The 10,665-nt window shown below is 51.1% G+C and carries 9 protein-coding genes; 6 read left to right on the forward strand and 3 right to left on the reverse strand.

Annotation, left to right across the window (positions count from 1 at the left end; translation table 11 throughout):
• The first annotated feature begins 16 nt into the window (after positions 1-16).
• The 4 genes from sufD to H6F80_RS03860 all read left to right on the forward strand — a co-directional run bounded on the left by sufD (position 17) and on the right by H6F80_RS03860 (position 4,712).
• Positions 17-1,372: a Fe-S cluster assembly protein SufD gene (sufD, locus tag H6F80_RS03845; RefSeq protein ID WP_190790289.1), complete on the forward strand. Its 1,356-nt coding sequence runs from the start codon at positions 17-19 to the stop codon at positions 1,370-1,372.
• A 53-nt stretch (positions 1,373-1,425) separates the two neighbouring features.
• A complete protein-coding gene (locus H6F80_RS03850; protein WP_190790290.1) occupies positions 1,426-2,688 on the forward strand; it encodes a SufS family cysteine desulfurase in 1,263 nt (420 codons plus the stop codon).
• 179 nt (positions 2,689-2,867) lie between these two features.
• Positions 2,868-3,272, forward strand: coding sequence for a YkvA family protein (locus H6F80_RS03855; RefSeq protein ID WP_190790291.1), 405 nt, complete (start codon positions 2,868-2,870; stop codon positions 3,270-3,272).
• A gap of 291 nt (positions 3,273-3,563) precedes the next feature.
• Positions 3,564-4,712, forward strand: a complete 1,149-nt coding sequence (locus H6F80_RS03860) for an ABC transporter substrate-binding protein (RefSeq protein ID WP_190790292.1) — start codon at positions 3,564-3,566, stop codon at positions 4,710-4,712.
• 78 nt (positions 4,713-4,790) lie between these two features.
• Here the strand turns inward: H6F80_RS03860 and H6F80_RS03865 are convergent, their stop codons facing one another.
• Positions 4,791-5,255, reverse strand: a complete 465-nt coding sequence (locus H6F80_RS03865; protein WP_190790293.1) for a DUF2996 domain-containing protein — start codon at positions 5,253-5,255, stop codon at positions 4,791-4,793.
• A gap of 349 nt (positions 5,256-5,604) precedes the next feature.
• Between H6F80_RS03865 and H6F80_RS03870 the strand changes: the two genes are divergently transcribed.
• Positions 5,605-6,639, forward strand: coding sequence for a ligand-binding sensor domain-containing protein (locus H6F80_RS03870; protein WP_190790294.1), 1,035 nt, complete (start codon positions 5,605-5,607; stop codon positions 6,637-6,639).
• A 36-nt stretch (positions 6,640-6,675) separates the two neighbouring features.
• Here the strand turns inward: H6F80_RS03870 and rimM are convergent, their stop codons facing one another.
• Complete coding sequence (gene rimM / locus H6F80_RS03875; protein WP_190790295.1) at positions 6,676-7,275, reverse strand: ribosome maturation factor RimM; 600 nt, start codon at positions 7,273-7,275, stop codon at positions 6,676-6,678.
• A gap of 301 nt (positions 7,276-7,576) precedes the next feature.
• Complete coding sequence (locus H6F80_RS03880) at positions 7,577-9,163, reverse strand: glucose-6-phosphate isomerase (RefSeq protein WP_190790296.1); 1,587 nt, start codon at positions 9,161-9,163, stop codon at positions 7,577-7,579.
• A gap of 625 nt (positions 9,164-9,788) precedes the next feature.
• Between H6F80_RS03880 and H6F80_RS03885 the strand changes: the two genes are divergently transcribed.
• Positions 9,789-10,475, forward strand: coding sequence for a hypothetical protein (locus H6F80_RS03885; protein ID WP_190790297.1), 687 nt, complete (start codon positions 9,789-9,791; stop codon positions 10,473-10,475).
• Positions 10,476-10,665: the final 190 nt, after the last annotated feature.

The following is a 10,665-nucleotide window of genomic DNA, read 5'->3' on the forward strand; positions in this document are numbered from 1 at the left end:
AACAGGAGTTTAATCGATGAGTATTCAAGTCTCTTCTGTGCCAGAACAAACTGGGGTCAGCAATGCGGCTCAGCAGCGCCTCGATTTTGCCAATCACTTGATTGAACTGACAAAGCAATCTCTTTCAGGCGGCTGGCTGCAATCGTTGCGCGCTCGTGCTTTAGCCCTTATCCAGGAGCAGTCCTTCCCGACGACAAAGGACGAAGAGTGGCGGTTTACGGATTTGTCGGAACTGGTGAAGCTGCGGTTTGAGCAGATCGATCGCCGTTCCGCCGTCAATGTCGATGCTGTAACCCAATTTGCGCTGGTAGAAGAAAGCACTCGGCTGGTGTTTGTCAACGGAATGTATGCGCCGGAGCTTTCGACAATCCTGCCCTCCAATGGATTGACCGTCACCAATTTGTCGGCACTGTCTGAAACTCAGCGTGAATCGTTGCAGAACTATCTGGGACAGCAGCCTGGATCAGAAGAACTGTTTACGGCTCTGAATACGGCAGGGATCAGCGATGCTGCTGTGATTAAAGCCGCGAAAAATCAGGCGATCGACGCTCCCGTTCACTTACTCTTTGTTTCCACGACCCGCAGTACGCCTACCTTCATTCAGCCTCGTGTCCTGGTGATTGCAGAGCCAAATAGCGAGTTGACGATCGTGGAAGAGTATGTGTCGATCGGGGAGGAGCAATCCTTCACCAATAGCGTTACGGAAATCTTCCTGGCAGAGAACGCGCAGATCAGTCACACTAGAATTCAGAGGGAAAGTTTAGCCGCATTCCACATCGGCAAGACTGCTGTTTCCCAGGCACGTACTGCTCGCTACACCTGTAATGCGATCGACCTAGGCGGCAAGCTGTCGCGGCATCATCTGGAGATTTACCAGACGGGCGAGCAAACCGAGACGAATTTGAATGGACTGACCTTTATCAGCGGCGAGCAGCTCAGCGATACCCACAGCACGATTGCCCTCACCCAGCCCTACGGCACAACCCGACAACTTCACAAATGTATCGTCGATGACCGGGCACATGCCGTCTTTAACGGTAAGGTATTCGTACCGCAGGCAGCACAGCAGACCGATGCCGGACAGCTCAACCGCAATTTATTGCTCTCTTCCAAAGCGCGAGTTGATACCAAACCTCAGCTAGAGATCGTGGCAGACAATGTGAAGTGTACCCACGGCGCGACGGTCAGCCAGCTTGACGATGACGAAATTTTCTATCTGCGGAGTCGGGGCATTGATGCGGCAAGTGCCGAGCGTTTGTTAGTTTATGCCTTTGCCTACGAAGTGATCGATCGGGTTCCCGTTGAATCCCTCAAGCAATCCCTGATTGCGTTTGCGAAAAACTATCACAGCCGTCCCTGCGGCATTCGCTAATCTATCTTTTCTCTCCTTCTTTTCCTATCACCAGATCCTTACCCGAACCAGCCATGACCCTTGCACAAGAGATAACCCTAGCTGCTAGCGTGCGATCGGACTTTCCTATCCTGTCGCAGAAAGTTCACGACAAGCCTCTAGTTTATCTTGACAATGCGGCAACCTCTCAGAAGCCGATCGCCGTCCTGGATGCGCTGCGATCCTATTACGAGAACGACAATGCCAACGTGCATCGCGGTGTGCATACCTTAAGCGCACGGGCGACAGATGCTTACGAGGGGGCAAGGGACAAGGTAGCGGCGTTTGTGAATGCGGCTTCGCGTCAGGAGATTGTCTATACGCGCAATGCGAGCGAAGCGATCAACCTGGTCGCTTATGCCTGGGGCAATGCAAATCTTCAGCGCGGCGACGAGATTATCCTCACTGTGATGGAGCACCACAGCAATTTGATTCCCTGGCAGCTTTTGGCACAGCGGACGGGTGCGGTTCTTAAGTTTGTAGAGCTGACCGAGACGCAGGAGTTTGACCTGGATCACTACAAATCACTGCTTTCGGACAAGACCAAGTTGGTATCCGTCGTTCACGTCTCGAACACATTGGGCAGCATTGCTCCTGTGAAGGAGATTGTGGCGTTGGCACATCAGTACGGCGCCAAGGTGCTGATCGATGCCTGCCAGAGTGCGCCCCACATGAGGCTGGATGTGCAGGACATCGGCTGCGACTGGCTGGTGGCTTCCGGGCATAAGATGTGTGCTCCGACCGGAATTGGCTTTCTCTACGGCAAGCTAGACATTCTGCGATCGATGCCTCCCTTCCTGGGCGGCGGCGAGATGATTGCCGATGTATTTCTCGATCATTCCACCTATGCCGATCTGCCTCACAAGTTCGAGGCGGGTACGCCTGCCATTGCCGAAGCGATCGGGCTGGGTGCAGCCGTAGATTACCTCACGGCGATCGGCATGGACAGAATTGCGTCCTACGAGCATGAGTTGACCGCCTACCTGTGGCAGCAGATCGGTCAGATCCCCGAAGCAACAACCTATGGACCTAAGCCAAATGCTCAGGCAAATAATCGCGCTGCGCTGGCTTCGTTCACTACGGGTTCGGTTCACCCGCACGATCTGTCTACCATTCTTGATCAGGCAGGCATTGCAATTCGTGCCGGGCACCACTGCACACAGCCGCTTCACCGTCACCTTGGCGCACAGTCTACCGCACGGGCAAGCCTGTACTTCTACAACACTAAAGCTGAAGTAGATGCCTTTATCAAGTCGCTGAAAGAGGCGATCGACTTTTTCGGCAGCATCTTCGGCTAAGTTCACCCAGCATTCTGATAAATTGGATTTCCTCAAGGTGCATTCGTCGTCTCTTCACAGGGGCGGCGTTTTTTTTAGCGTCTGTTGTCCTGCTTCAGTTGGAAACTAGCCTGAATTCGCTTCACACAATCAGAACTTGACACGTTAAATTGAGAAAATCATTGCTAGAAAAAAGAAAGATGGCAGGCAAAAACAATCAGTATTCGGAGCAGAATTTTTGGAGCAAGCTCAAGGGTGCGGCGATCGTTGCTGGACGAGAAGTTGTTGAAAAAGCGTTGACACTGTTTTACGCAGCCCAGCGACCTGAAACTCCCCTTTGGGCGAAAATGACGATTTATTCTGCACTGGCCTACCTTATTTTGCCTGCTGATGCAATTCCCGATTTTCTGCCCATCTCTGGATATGCAGATGACTTAGGTACACTGGCAGCGGCACTGAGCGCAGTGGCAATGTGCATTACGCCAGACGTGAAGAACCAAGCCCGCCAGCAGGTGAAGCAGTGGTTTAGGGACAATGAGTCGCAAACCGAAGCAGAACCGATGCCGACTGCGGATGATACGCCTCGTGAGATTGCGATCGACTAAGCGAGAGCAGAGTTTTGCGGTTTCAATGCTTTTTTATCCCTAAAATTACCCAAAGAACGGTTAAATCAATTCAAATTGAAACTAATCAAATTGAAACTAAGGCAGGTTTGAGATCAGGAGCAATTTACTGCTCCATTTTCTATGAAATAAAAACTTTAACGAATCTCAATTCACTGGCTCTATTTCCTGCTAAGAGAAATCAATAATTGTGCTGAATGAACTATCCTTCCCGCAATAGTTTTGTACTTTAAAAATCTCACTGCTTTCATCAATACAAATAGGAATACCTCCATGACTAGCGACAAGCCGCGATCGATAGTTGGACGATCAACCCGGCGGCGGTTTTTGCAATTTTCAGCAACAGCACTCTCGACGATCGCCCTTTCAAACTGTGCACGATCGATCCAGGGCGGAGGAACTGCCTCTGATTCTGACGCGGCTCCGGCAGCCAGTGGCGGTTCGGGAGATGCTAAAACGCTCTACATTTACACCTGGGGCGACTACAGCAATCCTGATTTTTTCAAGCGATTTACTGACAAAACGGGCATTGAAGTCGTTGTCGATGTTTATGACTCAAACGAAACAATGCTTGCCAAAATTCAGGCAGGGGGCGGAGCGCAGTACAGCATTATTTACCCGTCTGATTACATGGTGCGGCAAATGATCGAGATGAATTTGCTCACTAAGCTAGATCCAAGCAAAATTCAGGGGGTGAACGGACTCATGGATCGCTGGCAGAGTCCGCCCTATGATCCGGGCAACGCGCATAGCATTCCCTATTGCTGGGGCACAACGGGGATTCTCTACAACAGTGAAATTGTGAAGACCCCGCCGCAGGACTGGAATTTCTTTTGGGACAACAAAGAGGCGTTGGCAGGAAAAATCACCCTGCTTGACGACGTACGGGAAACGATGGGCGCGACGCTCAAATCCCTCGGCTACTCCTACAACGCCACCAATCCAAAGCAAATCGAAGCCGCTTACCAGAAACTGCTGGAACTGAAGCCGTCGATCGCTGCCTTTCGCACCTTTGGCTGGGAAGACCAGCTGATCAGTGGTGATCTGGCTGCCTGCATGACCTACTCGACCTTTGGCAACCTGCTGCCCAAGGATAACCCCCAATTGGCATACGTCATTCCCAACAGCGGCACTTCTGTGTGGACTGATACGGTTGCAATTCCTGCCTCTGCTCCAACTCTGGATGCTGCCTACGCCTGGATCAACTACGTGCTAGAACCGGAAAATGCAATTTATGGGGTTGAGCAAATGAACGTGATTACCCCCAATAAGATTGCTTTTGATAAGCTTCCCACACAGATTAAGAGCGATGCAAAGCGATATCCTACGCAGCAGCTCCTGTCGATTTCTGATGGGATTGCCCCCGTTGGAAAGGCACTCGACCTCTACGACAAATATTGGAACGACCTGAAGAGCGCCTAGAGATTTTCGTGCCAAGATTGGCTAGATATCAAAAAGGGGCGAAAGCCCCCTTGTTTTTTGTCAAATTTGTCTCAGTTTTTAGTTACGGACAAGCCACTTCTGCCCATTGAGACGCTGAATAGCGTAGAGCAGCATCAAGTCGAGCGTGACTCTGCGTTCGTCGATCATAAACGATTCCAGAGTACTGGGCGGCGCACTGCTATCGGAACAGCAGAAATACTTGGGAGCCTGAATGTCTTCTTTGGAAAAGATAAAGAAGAACTGACGACGATCGCTTTGCCATTGCCCGATGACCTGCCACAAGGGAGTATCCTCAAAGCCTCTAATGGGCAGTTTGCTCTGCTCAAATTTCAGGTCTACATCCTGAATGCCAATTTTACCGAGTGCCTGCTGCAAACCCGGTAAGAAATGCTGCGAGATGAGCTCTTGAAAGGGCTTGTCCTCCAAGGCAGGAGGCTTTTCCTTTTTGGGGACTTTTGCGGGTTTTGCCGCCGCATCGGGCGTCTGTACATCAGGAGCGGGGGGAGTTGTTTCGTCTGCCATCGCTAAACTCGCTATAAATCTGATTTTTACGACGGGTTAACTCAATTCGGGTTGAGGAATTGGCTGAACCACCTTTGCTACTTTGCTGTTGACGGATGGCTACCGCGATCGGCTGCCTGTGTTCATCTATGTTTAGTGTATATTAAGCGGTTTCACCTCCCGATATCCAGGCAACGGGAGAAGCTGTTTCAAGGTTCTGCCCGATCAGCTTCGATCGCCTCGCCGTTTCCCAAAGTCCCAACTGACCCATATCGTCTATACGAACCAGTTTCTAAAAAACAGGGTATGCTATTGCTCAGCTTCAACGTCCCTGTAGTTTTGACCTTCACTCGATCGGGTTATCGTCGCCATGACCTTTTTTGCTTGTCGCCGTCACATCGCCCAGACTGCTGGTGTTCTGGTGTTGGGATGGAGTGCAGCAGCAGGAATCCATCTGGAAACTCAGCCGCCTGCTTTTTCTGCCGCTAACCTTGCCCAGGCTCAATCTACTCCTCCTAGCATTGCATCTCAAGACGATCGCGTTTCGGCACTTCAGCTAGATGCAACGGGTAGCCTGTGGATCGGGTCATGGCAGGGACTCGCTCGAATTAATCCCAATACGGGACGGGTTCAGGCACGGGTGAGTTTACCGGATCAAACGATCGGCGCAATGGCACTCGATCGCGTGGGGCGGCTGTGGGTCGGAACCTATCGCGGGCTGCATCGGGTTGAGCCACGTACGAATGAGATTACGGCGCAAAATTTTACCCTGCCCTCAAATCGGATTCTGGCATTGCAGATCGATCGACGCGGTTTTTTATGGGTGGGTACAGACAAGGGACTGGCAATGATCAGTCCCGATGAAGGGCTGTTGATGACCACTTATCGAGAACTGCCGGGAAATAGCGGCAATGTGCTGAGTCTAGATGCTGAGGGTCAGCTCTGGGTCGGCACGGCTGAGGGCTTGGTGCAAATCAACACCGCTAGCGCAGCCCCGATCGCCCGCATTCGAGATCTTCCCGGTCAGGCAGTCCAGACACTGACCCTGGGATCAGACAATAACCTCTGGGTCGGCACACCAGAAGGCTTGCTGGTGGTTGATCCCAAGCAGCGAGCGGTCTTACGTTCGGTCACGCCTTTTCGCGGACAGGAAGTCACCGTTGCTCAGTTCGATCGACTGGGGCGGCTGTGGGTCGGCACAAACAATGGCTTATTTCAAGTGAATCCGTTTAATGGGGCGATCGTGACTCAAGTGGCAGGACTGCCCTCTAGCCGCATTGTGTCGCTGGCAGCGGATGCAGGCAATAAGATTTGGGTCGGAACTCGCCAAGGACTGGGATGGGTAAGCCTTACGACCGGACGGGCAAGACCCGCTTTTGTCTTTTCGCGGCAGTCTTCGCCCTGAGCTTCACGACAAGCTTTACGACAAGCTTCAAAGGCTTTACTTCAAATCAAGCAAACCCGGAGGCGGAACGATCTCCACTCGACGCTGAACCAGATCGACGATCGGCACAATCTCTTTGACAAACGGGATCAAAACCGTTTTCGCTGACTCCTTTGTTTGGGCAAGCTGCTCGATCGTCCCGTCTGCTCCTGCCTGATGTGCTCCTGCCTGATAAAGTTCAACTTCCAGCAAGTCATTGCCTGCCGGAATTACATCCTTGATTCGTCCGATCGCCTGCTGGGTCGCCTGATCGATCACTTCCAGATCCAGCAGATCCGGCACATGAAATTCATCTTCTTCGAGATGAGGACGATCGGTGCTGGGAATCAGCAGGCGGCAGTCGTAGAGCTGTTCTGCCTGAGCGCGCTCGACAATGCCCTTGAGCTGGAGGACATATAGGCCTTTTCCAGCGAGATAGCGTCCTGAAATTAGCTCGATCACTTCCGGCTCTGTTTTACCGGGGCGCAGCATCCAGCGTTTTCCCGGTTCCTCAAATCGCTCTGGGAAGTCCGAGTTGGGGTAGACGCGCACCTCCCCTTTTAGCCCTTGAGCCGCGACGATTTTGCCGATTTCTAACCATTCATCTGCGATCGCCATTGCCACTTCACCTAAAAAACGATGGACATTGGATCAAATTGGCTCTAAGAAAATGTTTGAATCGTCCTGCCTGTAATCCAAACCGCCCTCCAAGCCAGCTCTGGGGAAAACCGAGTCCTCCTGAGGCTGCTCAAAGTCCCTCATTGGGAATTGAGAGGGCGATGTAGAAGATTTGCAACTCCTCAAACATTCTTCAGGGCAATGTTTCTTGGGAAACTGCCAATCGATCGACTATCCATCGTCCATTGTCGCTGATAGAACGTTTTTTCTACGCTTGTTTTACGCGATCGGCGGATCAAAACTATTTCAGCCCGATCATCAGGCTCGATGGCTTGCTCAAGTCCCCGCTCAGGCTAACTCCCCGATTGTTTACCGACAGATGGCGGGCGATTTTGTAGAGGGACTCGATGCGATCGCTGGCTCCAATCTTGTCTGCCAGGGTAGTGAGGGCGATTGGCTGTCCGGCTTCGCTCAGGGTTTGCATCATGCTGCGCTGGAGATCGAGGATGGCGGCGGCGGCTTTCTTACCGGCTTCGACTCCAGGCTGGTGATAAGCGTTGACGTTGACCAGCGAACCGTAGAAGCTGACGGTGCGTTCATAAAGGGCGATCAGTGCGCCCACCATCCGGGCATCCACATAAGGCACAGTGATGGTAATAGAGTCGCGCTGATTTTCGTAGAGTGCCTGTCTTGTCCCCTGAAGCAGACCGGAGAGGAAATCGCCTGAGGTAACCCCCGGTTCGACTTCGATCGAAGAACCCGATCGATCGTGCAGCACTTCAATAAAGGTGACAAAGAAATTGTTTACGCCTTCCCGAAGCTGCTGGACATAAGCATGCTGGTCTGTTGAGCCTTTGTTGCCGTAAACAGCGATGCCCTGATAAACCTTGTTGCCGTCTAAGTCGGTTTCCTTACCCAGCGACTCCATGACCAACTGCTGCAAATAGCGCGAGAACAGCAGCAAGCTGTCTTTGTAGGGCAAAATCACCATATCCTTCTCGCCCTTTCCGTTTCCGGCGGCATACCAGGCAAACGACAGCAGTGCAGAAGGATTTTTTCGCAAATCGGGTACACGGGTTGCGGCATCCATTTCTTTCGCGCCTGTCAGCATCGCGTCGATATCAATGCCCTGAAGTGCAGCCGGAAGCAGACCGACCGCCGACATTTCGGAGGTGCGACCGCCAACCCAGTCATGCATCGGGAAGATATCAATCCAGCCTTCTGATTTCGCCAGCTTTTCAAAGTTGCTGCCAATTCCGGTAACGGCGACGGCGTGTTGAGCAAAGTTGAGTCCCTGCTGCTCGTAGGCGCGCTTGACTTCAAGCATTCCGTTTCGGGTTTCGGGCGTGCCGCCGGATTTTGATGTGGCGATTACCAGGGTTGAGGCAAGCCGATCTTTTAGCGTTGCCAGGGTGCGATCGATCCCTGCTGGGTCGGTGTTGTCGATAAAGTGAATCTGCATCGGCGCATTGACCGAACTCAATGCCTCAGACACAAACTGCGGCCCCAGTGCCGATCCCCCGATCCCGATCGATAGCACATCGGTAAACTTTGCGGCATCGGTCGGACGAATTTCGCCCTGGTGAACGCGATCGGCAAAGGCATGAATGCGCTGGAGCGTCTCCACAATGTCGTGCTTCAGTTCGGGGGTGGGAGCAAGGTCGGGGTCGCGCAGCCAGTAGTGCCCCACCATACGGTTCTCGTCTGGATTGGCAATCGCCCCGCCTTCGAGCGCAGCAATATCGCGAAAAGCTTTCTCAAATTTCGGCTCCATCATGGACAGGAAGGAATCGTCAAACCGAATCCGGCTAATGTCCACATACAGACCCAGCCCTGAGTGGAAGTACAGCCAGTCCTGATATCGTTGCCAAAGCGTTGCGGCATCCATAGTCTCTTCTGCTTCTAGGTCACTTACTTCTCCCCAATAGTGTACCGACCGTTCCGCAGGAAAGAATCTGAATTTTGTGTGAGGTTACGCTGATAAGAATTAGCGGCAGATAGACGCTCGATCGCCAAACTGATACAAAAAGAGCGCAAAGCCAGCATTTCAAGCAATCTCAGATTCATGCAATTAAATCTTCTTTAAGCAGCATTGATATCTAGAAATACAACCTTCAGCATTGAGAGGCAAAATTCTGCAAAAAGGTAGAGATGTATGAAAACAATTTTGGATTGCAAGTCATAGGAATTTCACAATTGCTCTTCCTAACCACAACAAATTTCCTATCTGAAGAGAGAGTCGCTCAAATTTTAGATATGACACGCTAAATAGAAATACGATCGAATTCAAATCAATTCGTTTAAACCAACGTTTAAGCCAATAAGCTTAGGAACGAAGCGAGTTTATACCAAAGCACCAGTTTTTAAGGTAAAGCGTTACTCTTGATTTTGCATTCGTTTTAATTAACGGGTTAGGTTCTGTTTTTTTCGTTCCGATTGGCTACGTTCTGATTGTCGATTTTTCGATAAAAGTAAACGATTATACTGTCGCTTAATTGCCCTCCTACAGACTCATGAGCAATCAAATTTCACTTCAAGCCAACAAACTCTGGCAGCTTATCTCCGCTCCTACTACGGCTGCAATCTACAAGCAAGCCCTTTCTGTCACCTGGACTATTTTGCAAGAAACCGGAAAGCTCGCCTGGTTGGTGTTCTGTCTGGTGCTGGTTACCCTTGATTGGTTCTGGAATAATTCCATTCGTCTGGGTCGCCAAACCCGCGCCTGGTTCGATCGCTTCGATCGCACAAACGACGTAGTGGCTACCGAGATGGGACAAGAAATCATGTCTTCGCTAAAGTCCAACTTTAACTCTCTGGTGACAACAGCAAGAAACCAGCTTGGAGTTTCCAGCCAGCTTAGTAGCGATACCGGAAGCGATGCCGGAAGTGCGATCATTCCTGCTGCCAGCGCAGAAATTGCCCCAATCTCTACCGTTTCGCCGATGAAGAGATACGAAGCAGCAAGCGAAGATGAGCCTGTGGTATTAAGCAGTGGCTTTATGGCAAACACTCAAGGTAGCGCGGCTGAAAATCCTTCGAACAGCAACGAAGCAAATAGCAGTGAAACGATCGAAACCAACGCTGAACCTGAAACGGTTGCAGTAAGAGCGGTTTCCCCGAAACAAAAAGAGCGGGTTGGGGAAGATGAGGAAGTTGAACAATCTGCCCTGAAAGAGCCGAATCCTTCAGTGAATAGCTAGTGCGATTTGGAAAATCAAGCTTGAAGGAATACAAGCAACTTTCACGAACAGCTTTTAGTTGATGGATTCCTTAAGGGGTGGGCTAGACTCACCCTTTTTATTTTCATTAACTCATTGCATATCTCTCCTTCTGATAGATTGAAATCGAGCGATGATTCCTCTCCTGACAGAGTAGCAAACCGTCTCTATT

Origin of the sequence: Leptolyngbya sp. FACHB-711, from assembly GCF_014695615.1 — a bacterium.
Lineage (GTDB): Bacteria > Cyanobacteriota > Cyanobacteriia > Elainellales > Elainellaceae > Leptolyngbya_A.

Excerpts from the sequence above, each read along its gene's own strand:
- H6F80_RS03880 (WP_190790296.1), bottom strand. The coding sequence starts at position 9,163 with ATGGATGCCGCAACGCTTTGGCAACGATATCAGGACTGGCTGTACTTC.
- H6F80_RS03865 (WP_190790293.1), bottom strand. The coding sequence starts at position 5,255 with ATGGCAGACGAAACAACTCCCCCCGCTCCTGATGTACAGACGCCCGAT.
- sufD (WP_190790289.1), top strand. The coding sequence starts at position 17 with ATGAGTATTCAAGTCTCTTCTGTGCCAGAACAAACTGGGGTCAGCAAT.
- H6F80_RS03855 (WP_190790291.1), top strand. The coding sequence starts at position 2,868 with ATGGCAGGCAAAAACAATCAGTATTCGGAGCAGAATTTTTGGAGCAAG.
- H6F80_RS03860 (WP_190790292.1), top strand. The coding sequence starts at position 3,564 with ATGACTAGCGACAAGCCGCGATCGATAGTTGGACGATCAACCCGGCGG.
- H6F80_RS03885 (WP_190790297.1), top strand. The coding sequence starts at position 9,789 with ATGAGCAATCAAATTTCACTTCAAGCCAACAAACTCTGGCAGCTTATC.
- H6F80_RS03870 (WP_190790294.1), top strand. The coding sequence starts at position 5,605 with ATGACCTTTTTTGCTTGTCGCCGTCACATCGCCCAGACTGCTGGTGTT.
- rimM (WP_190790295.1), bottom strand. The coding sequence starts at position 7,275 with ATGGCGATCGCAGATGAATGGTTAGAAATCGGCAAAATCGTCGCGGCT.
- H6F80_RS03850 (WP_190790290.1), top strand. The coding sequence starts at position 1,426 with ATGACCCTTGCACAAGAGATAACCCTAGCTGCTAGCGTGCGATCGGAC.